Origin of the sequence: Variovorax palleresanus, from assembly GCF_051144945.1 — a bacterium.
GTDB lineage: Bacteria > Pseudomonadota > Gammaproteobacteria > Burkholderiales > Burkholderiaceae_C > Variovorax > Variovorax paradoxus_S.
The window spans coordinates 150,290-171,062 of sequence record NZ_JBJNVP010000002.1 but is presented as its reverse complement, the minus strand read 5'-3'; the positions used below and the strand labels follow the sequence as shown (position 1 = coordinate 171,062).

At 67.8% G+C, this 20,773-nt stretch carries 22 protein-coding genes; 8 read left to right on the top strand and 14 right to left on the bottom strand.

What is annotated here, in order from left to right; all coding sequences use genetic code 11:
- The first annotated feature begins 87 nt into the window (after positions 1-87).
- From cls to ACJ7Z0_RS04590, 4 genes are read left to right on the top strand one after another with little or no spacing between them, the layout of a single operon-like run.
- Complete coding sequence (gene cls / locus ACJ7Z0_RS04605) at positions 88-1,533, top strand: cardiolipin synthase (RefSeq protein ID WP_434788896.1); 1,446 nt, start codon at positions 88-90, stop codon at positions 1,531-1,533.
- A complete protein-coding gene (gene sbcB / locus ACJ7Z0_RS04600; protein WP_434788895.1) occupies positions 1,534-2,973 on the top strand; it encodes an exodeoxyribonuclease I in 1,440 nt (479 codons plus the stop codon). It begins immediately after the preceding gene.
- 15 nt (positions 2,974-2,988) lie between these two features.
- Positions 2,989-3,441 carry a DUF3574 domain-containing protein gene (locus ACJ7Z0_RS04595; protein WP_434788894.1) on the top strand — a complete coding sequence of 151 codons (453 nt, stop codon included), beginning with the start codon at positions 2,989-2,991 and terminating at the stop codon, positions 3,439-3,441.
- A complete protein-coding gene (locus ACJ7Z0_RS04590; protein WP_434788893.1) occupies positions 3,428-3,976 on the top strand; it encodes a GNAT family N-acetyltransferase in 549 nt (182 codons plus the stop codon). The genes ACJ7Z0_RS04595 and ACJ7Z0_RS04590 overlap by 14 nt, the downstream gene beginning before the upstream one ends.
- A 33-nt stretch (positions 3,977-4,009) precedes the next feature.
- Here ACJ7Z0_RS04590 and ACJ7Z0_RS04585 read toward each other — a convergent pair whose 3' ends face one another.
- From ACJ7Z0_RS04585 to ACJ7Z0_RS04525, 13 genes are all read right to left on the bottom strand, one after another.
- Positions 4,010-5,290 carry an amidohydrolase family protein gene (locus tag ACJ7Z0_RS04585; RefSeq protein ID WP_434788892.1) on the bottom strand — a complete coding sequence of 427 codons (1,281 nt, stop codon included), beginning with the start codon at positions 5,288-5,290 and terminating at the stop codon, positions 4,010-4,012.
- Positions 5,291-5,325: 35 nt separating this feature from the next.
- Complete coding sequence (locus tag ACJ7Z0_RS04580) at positions 5,326-5,784, bottom strand: hypothetical protein (protein WP_434788891.1); 459 nt, start codon at positions 5,782-5,784, stop codon at positions 5,326-5,328.
- Positions 5,784-6,707 carry an ABC transporter permease gene (locus ACJ7Z0_RS04575; RefSeq protein WP_434788890.1) on the bottom strand — a complete coding sequence of 308 codons (924 nt, stop codon included), beginning with the start codon at positions 6,705-6,707 and terminating at the stop codon, positions 5,784-5,786. The genes ACJ7Z0_RS04580 and ACJ7Z0_RS04575 overlap by 1 nt, the downstream gene beginning before the upstream one ends.
- Positions 6,708-6,837: 130 nt before the next feature.
- Positions 6,838-7,899 (bottom strand): ABC transporter permease, encoded by a 1,062-nt coding sequence (locus ACJ7Z0_RS04570; protein ID WP_434792607.1) that lies wholly within the window; start codon positions 7,897-7,899, stop codon positions 6,838-6,840.
- Positions 7,899-9,506, bottom strand: coding sequence for an ABC transporter ATP-binding protein (locus ACJ7Z0_RS04565; RefSeq protein ID WP_434788889.1), 1,608 nt, complete (start codon positions 9,504-9,506; stop codon positions 7,899-7,901). Before ACJ7Z0_RS04565 ends, ACJ7Z0_RS04570 begins: the two co-directional genes overlap by 1 nt.
- The gene (locus ACJ7Z0_RS04560; protein WP_434788888.1) at positions 9,503-10,234 is read right to left on the bottom strand and encodes an alpha/beta fold hydrolase; all 732 of its coding nucleotides are present in this window, start codon (positions 10,232-10,234) and stop codon (positions 9,503-9,505) included. The genes ACJ7Z0_RS04565 and ACJ7Z0_RS04560 overlap by 4 nt, the downstream gene beginning before the upstream one ends.
- Entirely contained in the window at positions 10,225-11,184 is a 960-nt protein-coding gene (locus ACJ7Z0_RS04555; RefSeq protein ID WP_434788887.1) for a 5'-methylthioadenosine/S-adenosylhomocysteine nucleosidase, read from the bottom strand. The genes ACJ7Z0_RS04560 and ACJ7Z0_RS04555 overlap by 10 nt, the downstream gene beginning before the upstream one ends.
- On the bottom strand, positions 11,181-12,185 hold the full coding sequence (locus ACJ7Z0_RS04550) for a BMP family protein (RefSeq protein ID WP_434788886.1): 1,005 nt from the start codon (positions 12,183-12,185) through the stop codon (positions 11,181-11,183). The genes ACJ7Z0_RS04555 and ACJ7Z0_RS04550 overlap by 4 nt, the downstream gene beginning before the upstream one ends.
- A 147-nt stretch (positions 12,186-12,332) precedes the next feature.
- Positions 12,333-12,962 (bottom strand): uracil phosphoribosyltransferase, encoded by a 630-nt coding sequence (gene upp, locus ACJ7Z0_RS04545; RefSeq protein ID WP_021007470.1) that lies wholly within the window; start codon positions 12,960-12,962, stop codon positions 12,333-12,335.
- A 33-nt stretch (positions 12,963-12,995) separates the two neighbouring features.
- Positions 12,996-14,408 carry a URC4/urg3 family protein gene (locus ACJ7Z0_RS04540; protein ID WP_434788885.1) on the bottom strand — a complete coding sequence of 471 codons (1,413 nt, stop codon included), beginning with the start codon at positions 14,406-14,408 and terminating at the stop codon, positions 12,996-12,998.
- Complete coding sequence (locus ACJ7Z0_RS04535; protein WP_434788884.1) at positions 14,405-15,733, bottom strand: GTP cyclohydrolase II; 1,329 nt, start codon at positions 15,731-15,733, stop codon at positions 14,405-14,407. The genes ACJ7Z0_RS04540 and ACJ7Z0_RS04535 overlap by 4 nt, the downstream gene beginning before the upstream one ends.
- Positions 15,734-15,845: 112 nt before the next feature.
- Positions 15,846-16,313, bottom strand: coding sequence for a DUF6152 family protein (locus tag ACJ7Z0_RS04530; RefSeq protein WP_434792606.1), 468 nt, complete (start codon positions 16,311-16,313; stop codon positions 15,846-15,848).
- Between the two features lie 31 nt (positions 16,314-16,344).
- Entirely contained in the window at positions 16,345-16,764 is a 420-nt protein-coding gene (locus ACJ7Z0_RS04525) for a hypothetical protein (RefSeq protein WP_431132234.1), read from the bottom strand.
- A gap of 180 nt (positions 16,765-16,944) precedes the next feature.
- On the opposite strand from ACJ7Z0_RS04525, the gene ACJ7Z0_RS04520 reads away from it, so the two are divergent.
- Both ACJ7Z0_RS04520 and ACJ7Z0_RS04515 read left to right on the top strand, forming a co-directional pair.
- Entirely contained in the window at positions 16,945-17,526 is a 582-nt protein-coding gene (locus ACJ7Z0_RS04520) for a sigma-70 family RNA polymerase sigma factor (protein WP_434788883.1), read from the top strand.
- Positions 17,523-18,164, top strand: a complete 642-nt coding sequence (locus ACJ7Z0_RS04515) for an NrsF family protein (RefSeq protein ID WP_434788882.1) — start codon at positions 17,523-17,525, stop codon at positions 18,162-18,164. Before ACJ7Z0_RS04520 ends, ACJ7Z0_RS04515 begins: the two co-directional genes overlap by 4 nt.
- Before the next feature lie 39 nt (positions 18,165-18,203).
- Here the strand turns inward: ACJ7Z0_RS04515 and ACJ7Z0_RS04510 are convergent, their stop codons facing one another.
- Positions 18,204-19,712 (bottom strand): helicase HerA-like domain-containing protein, encoded by a 1,509-nt coding sequence (locus ACJ7Z0_RS04510; RefSeq protein WP_434788881.1) that lies wholly within the window; start codon positions 19,710-19,712, stop codon positions 18,204-18,206.
- Between the two features lie 101 nt (positions 19,713-19,813).
- Here ACJ7Z0_RS04510 and ACJ7Z0_RS04505 point away from each other — a divergent pair, with 101 nt between their 5' ends.
- Positions 19,814-20,125: a phosphopantetheine-binding protein gene (locus ACJ7Z0_RS04505; protein ID WP_055796895.1), complete on the top strand. Its 312-nt coding sequence runs from the start codon at positions 19,814-19,816 to the stop codon at positions 20,123-20,125.
- A gap of 3 nt (positions 20,126-20,128) precedes the next feature.
- Positions 20,129-20,773: a COG4648 family protein gene (locus ACJ7Z0_RS04500; RefSeq protein WP_434788880.1), complete on the top strand. Its 645-nt coding sequence runs from the start codon at positions 20,129-20,131 to the stop codon at positions 20,771-20,773.

The following is a 20,773-nucleotide window of genomic DNA, read 5'->3' as shown; positions in this document are numbered from 1 at the left end:
ATTTCTGGCAACACTGAAAAGGCCGGTAGCATTCGCTGCCGGCCTTTTTTCTTGGGGCCGGAATTTACCCGTACCGCAAGCCCTACCTTGATTTTTCCCGAGCTCAGCCAGGAATGGAAAACCGGCCTCTCTTTGGCCTGGAGCGGCTATATCGCCGTGCTGTCGGTCTGGATCGTGATGCAGAAGCGCGCGCCGGTGTCCACCATGAGCTGGATCCTGTCGCTGGCGCTGCTGCCGTTTGCGGGCTTCGTCGTCTATTACTTCCTCGGGCCGCAGCGCTTGCGCAAGCAGCGGGTCAAGCGCCTGCGCAGCCGCGCCAAAGCCCACACCCAGGCCGAACTGGCGCGGCTGCGGGACGCGGCGCAGAACGCGCCGCCGGCGCTGCAGCAGATGGCGCGGCTCGGCACCGCCGCGTGCGGACTGCCGGTTTCCAGCGCGACGGGCGTGGAACTGCTTTCGGGCGGCGCGCGCACCTTCGACGCCATCTTCGATGCGGTGCGCGGGGCGCGCGACCACATCCACCTCGAGTACTACATCTTCGAGCCCGACAAGATCGGCACCGCGCTGCGCGACCTGCTGGTGGAGCGTGCGGGGCAGGGCGTGGCCGTGCGCCTCCTGCTCGATGCGCTCGGTTCCAAGCGCATCGGCCGCAAGTTCATGGCGCCGCTGCATGCCGCCGGCGTGCAGGTCGCGCTCTTCCACGACACGCGCATCGGCCGCCGCCTGCGGCCGGTGACCAACTACCGCACCCACCGAAAGATCGTGGTGTGCGACGGGCGCGTCGGCTTCACCGGCGGCGTCAACATCACCGACGAGGAAGACAAGCGCACGCGGCCCGATGCGTACCACGACGTACACCTGCGGATCGAAGGCAGCGCGGTGCGCTGGCTGCAGACGACCTTTCTCGAAGACTGGGTCTATGCCACCGGCGAAGACCTGCGCAACATGGACCCCCTGATGGACGCCATGCTGCCGCAGGTGGAGGCCGGCAACATTCCAGTGCAGATCGTGACCAGCGGTCCGGACAACGTTCTGGAGCCCATCCATCGCATGCACGTGGAGGCCATTCATTCGGCGAGCGAACGCGCCTGGCTCACCACGCCGTACTTCGTGCCCGGCGAGCCCGCCCTGATGGCGCTCACCAGCGCCGCGCTGCGCGGCGTGGACGTGCGCCTTCTGGTACCACGCCGCAGCGATTCGGCCATCGTGAGCGCGGCCGCGCGCTCCTATTTCGACGAGCTGATCGCGGCCGGCGTCAAGGTGTGGGAGTACAAGGCGCGCATGCTGCACTCCAAGACCTTGGTGGTCGACGACCATTGCGCGATGATCGGTACCGCGAATTTCGACAACCGCAGTTTCAGGCTCAACTTCGAGGTGAGCGCCGTGGTCTACGGCCCCGAGCTGGCGCGTCCGCTGGCCGCGCAGTTCGAAACCGATCTCCACAGCTCCGGCGCGGTGCGCGCCCACCGGCCGCAGAGTTTCTGGCGCCGCCTCGGCGACGCGATTGCACGATTGTTTTCCCCCTTGCTCTGAATGAACCACACCTTTCTCTGGCACGACTACGAAACCTTCGGCGCCGTGCCGCGCCGCGACCGGCCTTCGCAGTTTGCAGCCATCCGCACCGACGCAGGGCTGAACGAAATCGGCGAGCCGCTGATGATCTATTGCAAGCCGGCGCCCGACTACCTGCCGAGCCCCGAGGCTTGCCTGATCACCGGCATCACGCCCCAGGTGTGCCTCGAGCGCGGCATCCCCGAGCACGCCTTCGCCGCGCAGATCGAGAAGGCCTTTTCGCAGCCCGGCACCATCGGCGTGGGCTACAACACCATTCGCTTCGACGACGAGGTGACGCGCTTCCTGTTCTGGCGCAACCTCATCGACCCGTACGCGCGCGAGTGGCAGAACGACTGCGGACGCTGGGACCTGCTCGACGTGGTGCGCCTCACCTATGCGCTGCGGCCCGACGGCATCGAGTGGCCCAAGAAGGAAGATGGCAAGCCCAGCTTCAAACTCGAAGACCTGGCGCGCGCCAACGGCCTGCTGCACGAGTCGGCGCACGATGCGCTGTCCGACGTGCGCGCCACCATCGCGCTGGCGCGGCTGATTCGCGATCGGCAGCCCAAGCTGTTCGAGTTCGCCTTCGGCTTGCACAAGAAAGACCGCGTCGCCAGCGAGCTCGGCTTGCCGGCCATGCGTGAAACGGCCCGGCCTTTCCTGCATGTGTCGGGCATGTTTCCTGTCGAGCGCGGCTGCCTCGGCGTGATGTGGCCGCTCGCGAGCCATCCGACCAACAAGAACGAACTGATCGCCTGGGACCTGGCGCACGACCCCAGCGAGCTGCGCGACATCGACGTAGAGACCTTGCGCCTGCGCCTGTTCACGCGCACCGCCGACCTGCCCGAAGGCGTGGTCCGCCTGCCGGTGAAGGGCATTCACCTGAACAAGTCGCCGATGGTGGTCGGCAACCTGCGCACGCTCGCGCCGGCCATGGCCGAGCGCTGGAACGTCGATCTCGACGCGGCCATGCGTCACGCGGCCATCGCGCGCGACCTGCCCGACATGAGCGCCATCTGGTCGCAGGTGTACGCCCGACCCAAGGAAGCCACGCCCGACGTCGATGAAGACCTCTACGGCGGGTTCGTCGGCAACGCCGACCGGCGGCGCCTGAACCAGCTGCGCGCGCTGTCGCCCGAAGAGCTTGCCAAGGACCGCACCGGGTTCGACGACGGGCGCCTCGAGGAAATTCTCTTCCGCTACCGTGCGCGCAATTGGCCCGAGATGCTCAGCCCGGAAGAGGCCGAACGCTGGGAGGCGTTGCGCGTTGCACGGCTCTTCAAGGGCGAAGGCGGGGTTCGCACCATCGAAATGCTGTTCAGCGAGGTCGATGCGCTGTCCGAAACCGCGGACGAGCGGGGCGAGGAAATCCTGGGTGCGCTCTACGAGTACGCCGAAGCCATCGCGCCCGAGGCCTGAAACCCACGCACCCCAATGAGCCGCGCCGTGCCCCAGGTCGTCACCCGTTCGCGCCTGGCGGTCGCTGTGGCAACGGTTGCCATCCTCGCCGGGTGCGGCGCATTGCCACCTGCGCCCGAGCCCTCGAGGGCCTGTGCCGCGGGCTTCGAAGCCTTCGAGCGCGACACGCTGTATTTCGGCCGTGCCATCCCCGCTGGCGGACAGGTGTCCGATGCGCAGTGGGCTGCGTTCCTCGATGGGGTCGTGACGCCCGCCTTTCCGAAGGGCCTCACGGTGATCGATGCCGCGGGGCAGTGGCGCGGCGCCTCGGGCAGCGTGGTGCGCGAGCCCTCGAAGCTCGTGGTGCTGCTGCATCCGGGCAGCTCCAGGGACGACGCCACCATCGCCGGCATCATCGGCACCTACAGGCAGCGTTTCGGCCAGGAGGCCGTGCTGCAGGAAAGGCAATCCGTCTGTGTCCGCTTCTGAAGAAAACGACCTCAACGCCGTTCGCCGCCTGGCGGCAGCCGATGCCGCGGCCTACCGCGCCTTGATGCTCGACGCGTACGCCACGCACCCGAGCGCTTTCACTACCACCGTGGAGGAGCGCGCGGGCCTGCCGCTTCGCTGGTGGGAGGAACGGCTGGGCGCTGACACGAGCGAAGCCAGCGTGGTCTATGGGGCTTTCGACGACACGGGCGCGCTGGTGGGCGCGGCGGGCTTGAGCCTCGAAACGCGGCAGCGCGCACGCCACAAGGCCACGCTTTTCGGCATGACAGTGGCTGCTTCAGCGCGCCGCGCCGGTTTCGGGCGCCGGCTGGTGTTTGCGGTTCTGGCGCATGCCCGCGAGGTCGAACGGCTGCGGCTGGTGCAACTCACCGTGACCGAAGGCAACCGCACCGCGCAGGCGCTGTACGAGCGCTGCGGTTTTCAGGTCTTCGGCGTCGAGCCGCTCGCCATTGCGGTCGGCAACGAACTGCTGGCCAAGGTCCATATGTGGTGCGACCTGGATCTCGGCCGCTGAATCTGGCGAGCAGGGATCGTGGGGCGCCAAGGCTCAGGCCTTCGGAATCATCCAGTTCGTCTGGCCGCCACGGCCGGGAAGATGAAGCGCGGCTGTGGCCGCAGGCGTTTCCGCCAGCAACCGGCCCTTGCGGAACACCTTGAGCCGCGTGGCGCGCAGGCGGATCGCCTCGACCGCATCGCGCGCCTGCAACAGCACGAAGCTCGCGTTGCAGCCGGCCTCCAGGCCGTAGCCCTCCAGGTGCATCACGCGCGCGGCATTCGTGGTCACGGCCTCGAAGCACTGGCGGATGCCGGCCTGGCTCGTCATCTGCGCCACGTGCAGGCCCATGTGCGCCACTTCGAGCATGTCGCCCGAGCCCATGCCGTACCACGGGTCCATCACGCAGTCGTGGCCGAAGGCGACGTTCACGCCGGCGGCCATCAGCTCGGGCACGCGCGTCATGCCGCGGCGCTTGGGGTAGGTGTCGTGGCGGCCCTGCAGCGTGATGTTGATGAGCGGGTTCGACACCACGCCGACGCCGCTCTCGGCAATGAGCGGCAGCAGCTTGCTCACGTAGTAGTTGTCCATCGAATGCATCGACGTGCAGTGCGAGCCCGTCACGCGGCCCTGCATGCCCAGGCGCTGAGCCTCGAAGGCCAGCGTTTCGATATGGCGCGAGAGCGGATCGTCCGATTCGTCGCAGTGCATGTCGACCAGCTTGCCGCGCTCGGCCGCAAGCTCCATCAGCAGCTTCACGCTGGCGGCACCGTCGGCCATGGTGCGTTCGAAATGCGGAATGCCTCCGACGACGTCCACGCCCTTGTCGAGCGCGCGCTTCAGGTTGTCGACCCCGCCCGGCGAGCGCAGCACGCCGTCCTGCGGAAAGGCGACCAGTTGCAGGTCGATGTAAGGCGCGACCTGGCGCTGGACCTCGAGCAGCGCATCGACCGCGAGCAAGCTGGGGTCGCTCGTGTCCACATGCGATCGAATGGCCAGCAGCCCCTTGGCCACCGCCCAGTCGCAGTACGCCAGCGCGCGCTCGATCAGCGCGTCGGCCGTGAGCAGCGGCTTGAGCTCGCCCCACAGCGCAATGCCCTCGAGCAGCGTGCCGCTCTGGTTGACGCGCGGCAGGCCATAGCTCAGCGTGGCGTCCATGTGAAAGTGCGGATCGACGAAATGCGGTGCGAGCAGTAGGCCCTCCGCATCGAGCCTCTCGTGCGCCGGTGCGTCGAGGCCGGCCGTGACTTCCGCGATGCGGCCGGCCTGCACGGCAATCGACATGCCGGTGCGGCCGTCGGGGAGGGTGGCGTTGGTGATGAGGAGGTCGAGCATCGGCGTCGGATCTTGTGGCTGTGGGTGGCGGTTGTTCAGCGCGTGCGCTGCGCGCGATAGCGGTATTGGCCCGCCGCCGGCCCGACCTCGATGGTCACGCGGCGCAGCTTGTCGTCGTGCCCGGAGGCGGCCCGCGCCGTCAGCACGATGCCGCGCGGCGTGGCGCGGCAGGTCAGGTCGCTGAGCGCGATCTCGGCATGGTCGTTGTCGAGTTCGGCGATGGCGGTCGTGTGCTCGGCATGCAGGCTGCCATTGGCGTCGCGGCGCATCCATTGCACGTAGAGGAAGGACTGCGCGTCCTGGTCCGCATGGATCACGCGGTAGGTGCCCTTGTGATCCTTGCCCCAGATGCCGCACAGCTGCACCCAGTTGACCGCGTCGGGGGTCTTGAAGCGCTCGTAGGGCTGGTCGCTGCCCAGCGCGTGCACGCCCACGCTGCACACCGCCAGCAGCGCCATGAGCAGCGTTCCACGTGCCGCGGCCGGCTTCGGCATCAGCGTTCTCCCTTGCGATACGGCTTCATCAGCGCCTGCGGATAGCTGGCCTTGCGTGCCACCAGCACCAGCGCGAGGATCGACAGCAGATAGGGCAGCATCAGGTAGATCTGGTAGGGCAGCACCGCATCGCCCGATTGTTGCAGCCGCAGCTGCAGCGCGTCGAAAAACGCGAACAGCAGCGCGCCGAGCAGGGCCTTGCCTGGCCGCCACGAGGCGAACACCACCAGCGCCACGCAGATCCAGCCTCGGCCGTTCACCATGTTGAAGAAGAAGGCATTGAAGGCGGAGAGCGTGAGGAACGAGCCCGCCACGCCCATCAGCGCCGAGCCCGCCACGATGGCGCCGGTGCGCGTGGCCGCGACCGATACGCCCTGGCTCTCGGCCGCCTGCGGGTTCTCGCCGACCATGCGCAGCGCCAAGCCGAGCGGCGTGCGGTAGAGCACCCAGGCGATGGCCGGCACCAGCAGCAGCGCGAACAGGGTGAGCGACGTCTGCGCGTTCAAGATCGGCACCGGCAGCCACTCCATCGGCGCGAAGGGCGCGATGGTCGGTGGCGTGTTCACCTTCGGAAAACTCACGCGGTAGCCGAAGTAGCTGAGCGCGGTGGCCAGCAGCGTGATGCCCAGCCCCGACACATGCTGCGACAGCGCAAGGCCCACGGTGAGAAAGGCATGCAGCAGGCCGAACACCATGCCCGTGAGCGCGGCCACGCCGACGCCGACCCACAGCGACGCGCCGGCATACACCGCGAGCCAGCCCGTGAAGGCGCCCGCCACCATGATCCCCTCGATGCCCAGGTTGAGCACGCCCGCGCGCTCGCACAGCAGCACGCCGAGCGTGCCGAGGATGAGCGGCGTGGCGATGCGCAGAACGGCAACCCAGAAGGCCGGGTTGGCGAGGATGTCGAGCAGATCGGTCATCGCGTATTTCTCCCTCCCCTCCCGGGGGAGGGTTGGGGTGGGGGCAGGCGGCACTCGATATGGACGCTGACGCCCCCATCCCAGCGTTCCCCCAGCGGGGGAAGGAGCAAGACCGACGAGGAGAGCGGAGTCATTTCATCCGCACCCGGTATTGCGTCAGCAAGGTCGCCACCAGCACCGCGATCAGCGAGGCCGCCACGATCACGTCGGCGATGTAGGTCGGCACGCCCACGGCGCGGCTCATGGTGTCGGCGCCGACCAGCACGCCCGCCACGAACACGCCCGCGGCGATCACGCCCAGCGGATGCAGGCCTGCGAGCATCGCGATCACGATGCCTGTGTAGCCATAGCCAGGCGACATGTCGAGCGTGACGTAACTCGTGCGGCCTGCCACTTCGATGGCACCCGCGAGCCCGGCCAGCGCGCCCGAGAGCAGCGCCACCAACACCACCGTGCGCGTGACCGGCACGCCCGCAAAGGCCGCGGCGCGCGCATTGGCGCCCATGGCGCGAATGTCGAAACCCAGCACCGTGTACTTGAAGATCGCCCACACCGTCACCGCCAGCGACACAGCCCAGAGGAGCCCGGTGTGCACGCGGGTCTGGGCGATGAGCTTGCCAAGCTCCAGATCGGGCTGCAGCGACACGCTCTGCGGCCAGCCCATGGCGGTCGGGTCTTTCATCGGCCCGTCGAGCAGGGCCGAGACGCCCAGCAGCACGATGAAGTTGATCAACAGCGTGGTCACCACCTCGTCGACGCCGAGCTTGTTCTTCATGAGTGCCGGGCCCAGCAGCAGCAGGGCGCCAGCGAGAGCCGCAGCCAGCATCATCAGCGGGAACAGCAGCCAGGGCGCGAGCTCGAAGCCGGTGCCGCCGTGCATGCCGCCCACGGCCACGGCGGCAAGGGCGCCGGCGAACAGCTGCCCCTCGGCGCCGATGTTGAAAAGCCGCGCCTTGAAGGCGACCGTCGCGGCCAGCCCGGTGAGGATCAACGGTACCGCACGCGTCAGCGTTTCGCTCCATGCAAACACCGAGCCGAAGCCGCCCTGCAAAAGCAGCGCATAGGTGCGGCCGACCGGCGCGCCGGCCCAGAGCACGAGCAGCGCGCTCACCACCATGGTGAACGCGACCGCGCCGATGGGCGCCAGCATCAGCGCGGCGCGCGAGGTTTCGTGGCGCCGTTCGAGCCGCATCATGGCAAGGTTCCCGCGCGCGACTGCTGCTGCGGTGCTGTCGCACCGGCCATCGCCAACCCGATGGCTTCGCGCGTCCAGGCGGCGGCCGGGCGCGCTTCGCCCAATTGGCCGCCATGCATCACGGCCACGCGGTCGCCGAGCGCGAGCACTTCGTCGAGGTCGTCGGAAATCACCAGCACCGCCGCGCCCGCATCGCGCGCGGCGATGAGTTGCTGCTGCACATAGGCCACGGCGCCGATGTCGAGGCCCCACGTGGGCTGGTGCGCGACGATCAGGCGCGGTGCGCGTGTCGGGTATTTCTTGTTGTCGCCATCTTCTGCCTGCTCGGGCGCCAGCAGCGCCCGCCCCAGGATCAGCTTCTGCATGTTCCCGCCGGAGAGCGAACGGGCCGGTGCCATCAGGCCGGCGCCGCGCACGTCGAATGCTTTTTCGATGCGCCGGGCATGAAGCCGCGCGACCGTGCGCCGCACGAACCACGACCAGCGCGAGAACACCGGGCTACGCAGCCGCTCCGACACCGCGTTCTCCCACACCGGCAGGTCACCGACCACGCCGACGGCATGGCGGTCTTCGGGAATGCGCGCGACGCCGCGCTGAACCAGCCGGGCAGGCGAGGGCGGTAGCGCGCGGCCCATCAGCTGGGCGGTGCCCGAAGTGGCGCGGCGCGTGCCGCACAGCAGCTCGGCCAGTGCCACCTGGCCGTTGCCCGAAACGCCCGCGATGGCGGTGATCTCGCCTGCGCGCAGCGTCAGCGACACCTCGCGAAGGGCGCTCGAATGGTCCTGCCCGCCGTCCTTGGCCGATGCAGTGCTCACGTGGTCGAGCACGCAGACGGCATCGCCCACCGACCTGGCCGGCCGGCGCTGCGGGGCGTCGACCGCATGCCCAACCATCCAGAGCGCCAACTGAGCCTGCGTGGTCTCGGCCGTGCGCGCCTCGGCCACGAGCTTGCCGCCGCGCAACACGGCAATGCGGTGCGACACGCGCAGCACCTCGCCGAGCTTGTGGCTGATGAAGATCACCGACAGGCCCTGCGCCACCATCTGCGCGAGCGTGGCAAATAGCGCTTCGCTCTCCTGCGGCGTCAGCACGGCGGTCGGCTCGTCGAGGATCAGGATGCGTGCGCCGCGGTACAGCGCCTTCAGTATTTCGACGCGCTGCCGCTCGCCGACCGAGAGGTTGCCGATCATCGCGTCGGGCTGCACGGGCAGGCCAAAACGCTGCGCCACGTCGAGCAGCCGGGCACGCGCGGCCGCACGGCGCGAGACCAGGCGCCACAGCGGCTCGGTGCCCATCATCACGTTGTCGAGCACGCTCAAGTTGTCGGCCAGCGTGAAGTGCTGGTGCACCATGCCCACGCCCGCGGCCAGTGCCGCCTTGGGGTTGCCCGGCGGCAAGGGCGCGCCGAAGACCTCGATGCTGCCTTCGTCGGCGACGTAGTGGCCGAACAGGATCGACATCAAGGTCGACTTGCCCGCGCCGTTTTCGCCCAGCAGTGCGAGCACTTCGCCTGCCTGCAGGTCGAGGGAGATGGCGTCGTTGGCGACGAGCGAGCCGAAGCGCTTGGTGATGCCACGAAGGCGCAGCACGGTGGCGGGCGTCATGGGGAAACGGGCCGCAGGCCGCGGCAGAAGTCCTGGATGGCCCGTGCGGACGCGGCGCTCGATGCCTGCAGCAGGCCGTGCGGCCCGTCGAGCTTGATGACGCGCAGCGACGGCAAGCGCTTGCGGATGAGTGCCGCCGCGTGCCCTGGCACCATGCGATCTTGGAGGGCTTGCAAGTACATCGCCGGCACCTGCACCAGCGAGAGCTTGTCGAGCACGTCCACGCGCTGCACCTCTTGCATGCGGCGGATCATGACAGCGGCCGACACCTGCGCCAGCGCATCCTGCAGCTGGCTCGCCAGCTCCGCGGGCGCGTTGCCGCCCAGCAGCAGGTGGCGCATCGGCAGCCGCATGGCCTTTGAATGCAGCAGGCCCATCGCCAGCTCGAGCAGTCCTGCACGCAGCATCGCCATTGCGGGCGTAGGCCTGCGCGCAAAGCTGCAGCATAGGATCAGCCCGCGCAAGCCAGCGGGACGAGAGGCCGCGATGGAGATCGCCAGCGGGCCGGAAAAGGATTCGCCGAGCAGCACGAAGGGCTCTTGCAGGGGAAGCTGCGCACGGACCAGCGGCTCCAGCTCGTCATAGCCCAGCACCCGCCGGCCCGGGTAGCGCACGACGTCGATCGCGGCATGCGGCCCCATGGCCTTCTTCAGCGGCTCGAAGAGATCGCCGGTTCCGTCCATGCCCGGCAGCAGCACGAGGCGCACGGGCGCCACCGTCACTTCCATGCGGCCAGGAACGCCAGCATGACCTTGGCCGAGTTGTCGGCCGCAATGCCCATGAAGGTGCCCATCTCGTTCTCGCCGTCTCCGCCGCCCGCAAGGTCGCTGAGAGAGCGGAAGGCGATGTAGGGCACGCCGTTGCTGTAGGCCACCATGCCCACGGCCGCGGTCTCCATGTCGAGCACGTTGGCCTGGAAGGTCTTGAAGGTGTATTCGCGATACGCCTTGTTGTCCATGAAGGCCTGGCCGGAGACGCCGTTGCCGCCCACCACCAGCTGGGGCTTGCGCGCCAGGCACTTGCCGGCGCTGCAATTCGCCAGGTCGACATTGCGGATGCTGCGCGCCACCTCGAGCATCTTCGGATCGGCCTCGAACCAGAACTTGCGCACGATCTGCGGATGCGCCGCCGAGCGCACCTCGACCGGTCGCGGATGCATCATGCCGAAGTTGGGCAGCGTGGCATCCTTGATGAAGGGCGGCGCGGCGTATTTGCCCGGCGCGGTTTCGCGCGCCATCAGCACTTCGAGGTACTGGCCCCACTGGGCCGGCACCGTGACGTCGCCCACGTGCAGCTGCGGATTCACGCCGCCCGCGATGCCGCTGAAGACGATGCTGGTGATGCGAAAGCGGTCGAGCACCACCTGCGTGTTCATCGTCGCGTTGGTCATGCTGATGCCCGAGAGGAACAGCACGACCGGCTTGCCCTCGAGCGTGCCGGTGGTGAACTCGACACCGTTGACGCTGTGCTTCGCCGCTCCCTGCAGGCGGTTCAGCAGCAGCGTGAGCTCGGGCTGGAAAGCCGAGATCACGGCGATGCGCGGCGTGTCGTCCAGGCGGGTGCCGCCGGTGCCGGCACCGCCGGTCTTGTTGTAGACGCCGGCGCAACCCGCGAGGCCGAGGGCCAACACGCCGGCCGCGAGAAAAGAGCGCCAGCGCATCGTCGTCGGCCCCTTCATTTTGCGGTGGACTTGGGTTGGGAGTCGTCGACCTTCACTGTGAACTTGCCGGCCAGGATGTCGGCCTGCTTCGCCTTCACCTTGGCGACGATGTCGGCGGGCACCTTCTTCTCGAAAGTGCCGAGCGGCGCGAGCTCCGAGCCCTTGTGCTTCATGGTCGAGTAGACGCCGTAGTCCTCGGCCGTGAACTTGCCTTCCTTCACGAGCTTGATCGCGCGGTCGGCCGAGGGTTCGAAGTTCCACAGGGCCGAGGCCACCACCGTGTCGGGGTACTGGGCCTGCGTGTCGATCACGTTGCCGATCGCGAGCTTGCCTTTTTCCTTGGCCGCATCGGAGACGCCGAAGCGTTCGGCATACATCACGTCGGCGCCCTTGTCGATCATCGCGAAGGCCGCTTCCTTGGCCTTGGGCGGGTCGAACCAGCTGTTGATGAAGCTCACGCTGAATTCGACCTTGGGATTGGTTTCCTTCGCGCCGGCCATGAAGGCATTCATGAGCCGGTTCACTTCAGGAATGGGGAAGCCGCCGACCATGCCGATGCGGTTGCTCTTGGTCATGCCGCCCGCAATCATGCCGGAGAGATACGCCGGCTCCTGGATGTAGTTGTCGAACACGCTGAAGTTGGGCGCCTGCGGCTTGAGCGACGAGCCCATCAGGAAGGCCACTTTCGGAAAGTCTTTCGCGACCTTGCGCGCCGCTGCTTCCACGCCGAACACTTCGCCGAAGATCAGCTGGTTGCCGCCCGTGGCGTACTCGCGCATCACGCGCTCGTAGTCGGCATTGCTGACGTTCTCGGTGGCCTTGTATTCGATCTCGCCGCGCGCCTCGGCCGCCTTGAGCGCCTTGTGGATGCGGCCCACCCATTGCTGCTCGAAGGGCACGGTGTACACCGCCGCCACCTTGAGCTTGGCCTGTGCCAGCGCAAGGCCGGGCGTGCCCGCCGCAAGCGCTGCGGCTGCGATGGCGACCGAACGAATGATCAACTGACGGCGTGCTGTCACGGTGCTTCTCCTCGGTTTAAAAATTCTCGACGGCGCTCCCCGTGCCTCTTCCAGAAACACCGCGGAACCGGCTTTGCCGGGCCGCTGGTGTTGCCCCCTTGAGGGGGGAGTCGAGCTACACGAAGTGAGCGAGGGACGGGGGTGGGTTCATTTCGTGCCGAAGATGCGGTCGCCGGCGTCGCCCAATCCGGGAAGGATGTACCCGTGGCTGTTCAGCTCGCGGTCGATCGCGGCGGTGTAGATCGGCACGTCGGGGTGCGCCTTCTGCATGGTCGCGATGCCTTCGGGGCAGGTGAGCAGGCAGACGAACTTGATCGACTTGGGGTTGAGCTCCTTCAGGCGCTCGACCGCGGCCACGGCCGAGTTGCCGGTGGCCAGCATCGGGTCGACCACGATCACGTCGCGGTTCTCCATTTCGCCGGGCATCTTGAAGTAGTACTCGACGGCCGTGAGCGTCTTGGGGTCGCGGTACAGGCCGATGTGGCCGACGCGCGCGCCCGGCACCACGGTCAGCATGCCGTCGAGGATGCCGGTGCCCGCGCGCAGGATGGACACCAGCACCAGCTTCTTGCCGTCGATGACCTTGGCCTGCATGGTTTCGAGCGGGGTCTCGACTTCGATGTCCTGCATCGGCATGTCGCGCGTGACCTCGTAGGCCATGAGCATGCTGATTTCGTTCAGGAGCCGGCGAAAGCTGTTGGTGGAGGCGTCCTTGCGGCGCATCAGCGTGAGCTTGTGCTGGACGAGGGGATGGTCGACGAGGTGGACGTTGCTCATTGGATTTTTTCTACCGTTGCTGAAGCCGGGAGTCTAAAAGACGGTGCCGTCGCTTTCGATCAGGAGCGGTGGCGCTCCGTCACGCAAGCGCTGTGCCAAGACGCGGCCGGCGGCCCAGGTGCCGCCCTCGAGCACGCAGGCCAGCGGCAGTTCCTGCTCTGTTCGGTCGAGCATCTTGCGCACGTGCGGCGCCAGCTCGTCGAGCAGCGCCACGGTGAGCGCGCGCCACTCGACGATGAACTCGTCGCCTGCCTTCCAGGTGCGCGAAAGAAAGGCCGGGTCTTTCGGCACGATCACGCCGCTGTCGAGCAGGAGGCCACCGTTGCGGTATTCGGGCAGGGCGGTGAGCGCATCGAGATGGCGCACCTTCACGCCCGCCCATTCGAAAGGTTCGAGCAGCGAATAGGTGAGCCATTGCGACAGCTTGTGGAACGGCATCCAGCCGTTGGTGAGGCCGGGCCCGCGCACCGCGCTGTGGCGCCAGCAGTCGCCGAGCGCGAGGGCCGGGTCGCTCCAGCCGACGCCACCCGTGGCGTCGCTGCCATCGGCCGCGATGCTGTCGATGGCATTGGCGGAGGGCCAGATGCCCGACAGCGTCTCGAGCAGCAGCGACAGGATCTGGTGCGCCGTGATCTCCGCTGTGGGCGGCGCGGCAGCGCCAAGCGGCGCGACCAGCGCATCGAACATGCCGGCGGGCCGGCCGTCGTCGCCGAAAGTCTCGGGTTGTTCGCTCATGGCTTCACCGAGCCGGCGCAGCAGCACCGCGCGGCCGGCCAGGCCGACCAGCGGATTGACGTCGCTGACCTGGAAGGCGTCGCCGAGCCGGTCGGTCACGAGACCGCGCAGCCCGGCCGCATCCACCTGCAGCGGATGGTCGGGGTTGGACGAGAACAGGCCGCTGGTGAAGGCATGGAAGCTCGCGACGGCCAGCCCTTCGGAGCGCGTGAAGCGCCCGCTCGAGGCTGGCTCGGTGTAGTGCCAGTCGGGCCCCGCGCCGGCATCGAGCAGCACGCTCACCAGCACGAGGTCGATGTGCGCGCGGGCGCGCTGCCGGGCGTCGATGCGCTTGCCGAGCAGCTGGTCGAGCTGCTTCAACCGGTCGACGCCGCCGGCCTCGAAGTGGCGCCAGCGGCTGTGGTACGGAATGGTGTCCCAGGGATAGCGCTCGCGCGTGACCTCGGCCACCGTGCGCGCCGCGTCGTCTATCGCACTGTCGTCGCCGATGCGGAACCACTGCGACTCGCCCCGGCGCGCGCGCGCCAGCAGGGCGGCGGCGCGCTCGCGGATGGCGGCCGTGGTGCGCAGCACGGTGGCGGCGCCCGCGGGGTGGGCGGTGTCCGGCGCGAATTCGATCGCCGGATCGATGTCGCCCGCGCTGCCCGGCGGCAGGCTGCCCGAACCGTCGGCGGGCAGGTAGTTGCTGCTTTTTTCCTTCTTGTCGCTCATTCGCTCAATCCCCGGCCCTTGGCCTTCTTGAGTTCGTCGGCGTCCGGCACCGGGCCGGGCGTGAAATAGCCGGCGGCCATCTTGGCGTCCATCTCGACGCGGGCGTCGGCCGGAATCAGTTCGTCGGGAATGTTCACGCGCTCGCCGATCTCGATGCCCGAGCCCGTGATGGCGTCGAACTTCATGTTGCTCATCGACACGAGCCGATGGATCTTCTTGATGCCGAGCCAGTGGAAGACGTCGGGCATCAGCTCCTGGAAGCGCATGTCCTGCACGCCGGCCACGCACTCGGTGCGCGCGAAATACTGGTCGGCCGTGTCGCCGCCGACCTGGCGCTTGCGGGCGTTGTAGACCAGGAACTTGGTCACCTCGCCGAGCGCGCGGCCTTCCTTGCGCGAATAGGCGATGAGGCCGACGCCCCCGCGCTGCGCACCCTGGATGCACTCTTCGATAGCGTGCGTGAGGTAGGGCCGGCAGGTGCAGATGTCGGAGCCGAACACGTCGGAGCCGTTGCATTCGTCGTGGATGCGCGCGGTGAGCTCCACCTCCGGGTTGGCCAGGTCGCGCGGGTTGCCGAAGATGTAGAGCGTCTGCCCGCCGATGGGCGGCAGGAACACTTCCAGGTCGGAGCGCGTGACGAGCTCGGGGTACATGCCGCCGGTCTCTTCGAAGAGCGTGCGGCGCAGGTCGGTTTCGGAGCAGCCGAAGCGCCGCGCCACCTCGGGCAGGTACCACACGGGTTCGATGGCGGCCTTGGTCACCATGGCGGCGCCGCCGGCGGTGAGAAAGTGGCCGTCGGCCTTGAGGCGGCCGCTCTGCAGCGCCTCGATCACCTCGGGCAGGATCACGTGCGCCTTGGTGATCGCGATGGTCGGGCGAATGTCGTAGCCCGCTGCCAGTTCGGCGGAAAACACATCGGCCACCAATGCGCCCCAGGGGTCGAGCGAAACGATGCGGCCCGGCTCGCTCCACTGCGGGTACGGGCCGATCACGTCGGTGGGCGCGGTATTGGTCAGGTCGGCCTTGTGCTCGCGCTTGAGGGCGCCGGCCGCCACGGCCAGTGCGCGGTACACGCTGTAGGAGCCGCTGTGCGTGCCGATGACGTTGCGATGCGCCCGCTTCGTGGTGGTGCCCACCACGGGCCCGCGCTCGGTGGCGGTGGCCGCGCCCCATCGGATGGGCAGGGCGCCAAAGCCTCCGGCATGCGAGGTCAGCCGGATGTGGCCGGTCGACGACGAAGGGTGGAGCGGGGGAAGGGGGGAGACGACAGGAGTTGCCGGAGTCGCCGGGGTCGCCGAAGGGGTCGCTGTGCTATCTGCGGACATTGGAGGCCCTCAAAAAATGCAATGTACCGATCACTCGCGCGGCTGGCAAGCAGGGCGCGAGCGTGGTCAAAGCCGCCGATGGCCGCGGCATTTGCCGCGGCCGGAGTGCCGCTCAGGCCGGCGAGGAGCGCAAGCCGTAGGCCTTGCCGCCGACGAACACGTATTCGGCGCGCAGCACCGGCTCGCCTTTTTCGCCGGTGAAGGTGAAACCCAGCGCGGCCACCTGGGTGCCGGGCTTGATCTCGTCGAGCCCCCAGGCCTGCAGGCGCGTGAGTGGCGCCAGTTCGATGGTCCACTTGCGGTCGCGCCGCGTCGGCAGCTGCGCCTTGGCCAGCAGACCGGGGCCATCGACGGTCGCGCTTTGGCTGGGCAACGCACGCTGCTTCAGGTCGGCCGGCAGGGTCGGGTTCTCGGGCAGCTCGAGTTCCAGCTCGCCATGCGGATTGCGCCACATGACCTTGGTCGCACGCCCCTCCAGGTAAAGCGGCCGGTCCTGATCGAAGCTGCTCCACCCATGGTGCGCCCAGGCCGGCAGGGCCACGCCCAGCGAACCGGCAACCAACAAGCGTCTTCTCTGAATCATCTCGTTCTCCTTGGCTTAGATCCTTCGCTTAGATGTAGGCAATCCAGCGCCCGCAGATGATGACAGCGAGCCAAAACCCCAACGACATGAGGCATTGCGCCTTGGCCACCTTGCCAGTGGCGGCGGGGCCGCCGCGAACGTGAAACCAGATGGCGTTGGCGCCCGCCAGGCCGATCAGGACCAGCTTGACCCGGAACGCGTTGTTGGCCAGCAGTTCGCCCGGCTGCGTGGAGAACATGGTGAGGCCGGTGGCGGCGCACAGCCCGAAGCCCACCAGTGCCGGCAGCAGCGTCAGGCGGGCCAGTTGCGGCGCCGAAAGCTCGCGTCCGAGGCCGAGCACGCGCAATTCGAAGACCAGCAGGCCGCCGAACAGCAGCGCAATGCCGACGATGTGCACCACTTCCAGCGCCGGATAGGCCCAGGGGTGCGAAGTCAGCGCGGCCAGCATCGGCTTCAGTTCCAGCCCGGGCGCTGTGCGCGGACCGGACGGCATGAGGTGGCAGCTTGCATGGGCGCTCCTTCCGTGGGTTCGGGCGAGCTTAGCCGAGCATCGATCCCGGCGCCGCCGCCGGGGCACGGCACAATCCGGCGGAATCTTTTTTCGAAAGGGCTGTAACCAGCCGGTCCGATGGTACGAAACACAGTGGACAGCAGGACGCGAATGAGCGAAGCCGAGGCGGCGCTGCGGAGCCTGTTCCTGCGCGGCCTGGACGGCGACGCAGCGGCTTATCGCGAGTTCCTGCAAAAACTCAGCGCGCACTTGCGCGCCTTTCTGGGCAAGCGCCTGTTCGGCTGGCCCGATGAAGTGGAAGACCTTGTCCAGGAATGCCTGCTCGCCATGCACAACCAGCGCCACACCTACCAAAGCGACCAGCCGTTGACGGCCTGGGTGCATGCGATTGCGCGCTACAAGATGATCGATCTGCTGCGCGCCAAGTCCGCACGCGAAGCGCTGCATGACCCGCTGGACGACGACCTGGCGGTGTTCGCCGAATCGGCCACCGATGCCAGCGACGCGCGCCGCGACCTGGGCGGTCTGCTGCAGACGCTGCCCGAGCGCCAGCGCCTGCCGATCGTGCACGTGAAGCTCGAAGGCCTTTCGGTGGCCGAGACCGCCAGCCTGACCGGCATGTCCGAGTCGGCCGTGAAGGTCGGCATCCATCGCGGGCTCAAGGCGCTCGCGGCAAGGATGGGAGGCAAGGCATCATGAAGACCGACGATCTCGTCGCCATGCTGGCCACCGGCCCCACGGCCGCGCCGCGCCGTGCCGCGGGGCGCCGCCTGGCCTTTGCATTGTTCACGGCGCTGCCCTTGTCCTTCGTCATCCTGTTCACTGAATACGGCCTGCGCCGCGATCTGGTGCAGGCCATGTTCTGGCCGATGTTCTGGGTCAAGGTGCTGTTTCCGCTGTGCATTGCGGCGGCGGCCTTCGTGATGGTGCAGCGCCTCGCGCGGCCTGGGGTGCAGGTGCGGCGCGCCTGGCTCGGCACCGCCGTGCCGGTGCTCGTGGTGTGGGTGCTGGCAGCCATGGCCTGGTTCAATGCGCCGCCGCAGGACCGCATGCCCTTGCTCATGGGCGAGTCGTGGCGCGTTTGCGCACTCAGCATCGGGCTGATGGCGCTGCCCGTCTTTGCGGCCGCGCTGCTGGCGTTGAAAGGCCTGGCGCCCACGCGGCCGGCATTGGCCGGTGCGGCCGCCGGCGGACTGGCGGGCGGGGTGGGCGCCGCCGTCTATGCGCTGCACTGCATGGAACTGACGGCGCCCTTCCTGGCGGTCTGGTACGTCAGCGGCATCGCGCTGCCGGTGCTGGCGGGCGCCGTGCTCGGGCCGCGCCTGCTGCGCTGGTAAGCCGATTTGCCCGGCCCGGAGCGGGCCGGTCCACCTCGGCTAGCGCTTCTTGGCGCCGAAGATGCCGCCCAGCACGCCGCGCAAGATCTCCTTGCCCACCGAGGTGCCCATGGTCCGCACCGCCGACTTGGCCATGGTCTGCACCAAGCCGTCGCGCTTGCCGCCGCGCGGGCCGGTGCTGCCGAAGAGCAGGTCGTTCAGCATGCTGCTGCCTTCGGACGATTCGGCCGCGCCCTTGGCGCCCGGCTTGACCGGTGGTGCATCGGGCGCGGTTTCGGCGCGGCCCTTGAGCTTTTCGTAGGCCGATTCGCGGTCCACCGTCTTCTCGTACACGCCGGCCACGAGCGAACCGGCTATCACCGCCTGGCGCTGCGCCGGTGTGATGGGGCCGATCTGGCTGCCGGGTGGCACCACGTACACGCGCTCGGTCACGCTCGGGCGGCCCTTGGCGTCGAGAAAGCTCACCAGCGCCTCGCCCACTGCAAGCTCGGTGATGGCGGTTTCGATGTCCAGGCCCGGCTTCTGGCGCATGGTGGTGGCCGTGGCTTTCACAGCCTTCTGGTCGCGCGGGGTGAAGGCGCGCAGCGCGTGCTGGACGCGGTTGCCGAGCTGGGCCAGCACCGAATCCGGAATGTCGAGCGGGTTCTGCGTCACGAAATAGACGCCCACACCCTTGGAGCGCACCAGTCGCACCACGAGTTCGATGCGTTCGACCAGCGCCTTGGGCGCTTCGTTGAAGAGCAGGTGGGCCTCATCGAAGAAGAAGGCCAGCTTGGGCTGGTCGGGGTCGCCGATCTCGGGCAGCTGTTCGAACAGTTCCGACAGCATCCAGAGCAGGAAGGTGGCGTAGAGCCGCGGCGAGTTCATGAGCTTGTCGGCCGCCAGGATGTTGATCACGCCCTTGCCGCCCACGGTCTGCATGAAGTCGGCGATGTTGAGCATCGGCTCGCCGAAGAACTTGTCGCCGCCCTGGGTTTCGATCTGCAGCAGGCCGCGCTGGATGGCGCCCACGCTGGCGGCGCTGATGTTGCCGTATTCGGTGGTGAACTGGCTCCCGTTCTCGCCCACGTACTGCAGCATGGCGCGCAGGTCCTTCAGGTCGAGCAGCAGCAGGCCGTTGTCGTCGGCGATCTTGAACACCAGGTTCAGCACGCCGGCCTGGGTTTCGTTCACGTCGAGCATGCGGCCCAGCAGCAGGGGGCCCATGTCGGATACCGTGGCGCGCACCGGGTGGCCCTGCTCGCCGAACACGTCCCACAGGGTGACGGGGCAGGCGGCCGATTCGGGCAGGTCGATGCCGCGTTCCTTCAGCGTGGCCGCCATCTTTTCGCCGATGGCGCCTTTCTGGCTCATGCCGGTCAGGTCGCCCTTCACGTCGGCCATGAACACCGGAACGCCAATGCTCGAGAGCCTCTCGGCCATGGTCTGCAGGGTGACCGTCTTTCCGGTGCCGGTGGCGCCGGTGATCAGGCCGTGGCGGTTGGCCAGGCTGGGCAGCAGGGCGCACTCGATGGTGTCGTGGCGCGCGATCAGAAGGGGGTCGGCCATGAGGGGCTCCGGGTCGTATCGAAGCGGGCAGTCTAATCAAGCCTCCCTCCTATAATCCACGACCCCCGAGGTAGTAACCGAAAAAGTTTCAGGAGGTTTTCTTGTCATCGACTGCTCAGCCCCCCATTCCCGCCGTTGGCGATTCACCTGAACAGTCGCCGATTGAAAAAGAATTGGCCGTCCTGCTGGTGAACGCGCTCAACCTCGAAGTCGCGCCCGAAGACATCGTGCCGACCGATCCGTTGTACGGCGAAGGCCTCGGCCTCGACTCGATCGACATCCTCGAAGTTGCGCTCGAGGTGTCCCGGCGCTACGGCTTTCAGCTGCGCTCGGACGACGAGCGCAACCAACAGATCTTCCAGTCGCTGCGCACGCTCGCGACCCACGTCGCCCAGCATCGCAGCGCTTCCTGATCCATGTCACGATGGCGACTGGCGCTCCTGCTGCTGGTGGGGGTGGCCTATGCCGGCCTCTCTCACTGGATGATGCTGTTCCACCCCACAGAGCCGTGGGCGGTGGTGGTCTTGCTCGGCCCGCTCTGGCTTGCCGCCATCGGTTTTGCAGCCAGCAAGTTCGGCCGCTGGGGCTTTGCCGCCGCAACGCTGCTCGGCATTGCTGGCTTCGCGCTCGTGTTCCTGGGTGAAGCGGGCGACACCAACCGGCTCTATGTGTTCCAGCACGTCGCCATCAACGGCTTGCTGTGCGGCTGGTTCGGTGCTTCGCTGCGCGGCCCGGGGCTTCCGCTGATCACCCAGTTCGCCCAGCGCGTGCATCCGCTCAAGGGCCACATGCTGGCCTACACCACGCAGCTCACCCGCATCTGGACCGTCTATTTCGCTCTGGTGGTGGTGTCGTCCATCGTGGTGTACCTGACCCTGCCTTTTTCAGCCTGGTCGCTGCTCGCGAACGTGCTGACCCCGCTCTCGGTGACGCTTCTTTTCGTGGGCGAGCACCTGGTGCGCTATCGGCTGCATCCCGAATTCGAGCGCACGCGGCTCATCGATGCGGTGCGCGCCTTTCAAGGCACATCGACCATCGACCACGGCACCGGCGGCCGATGA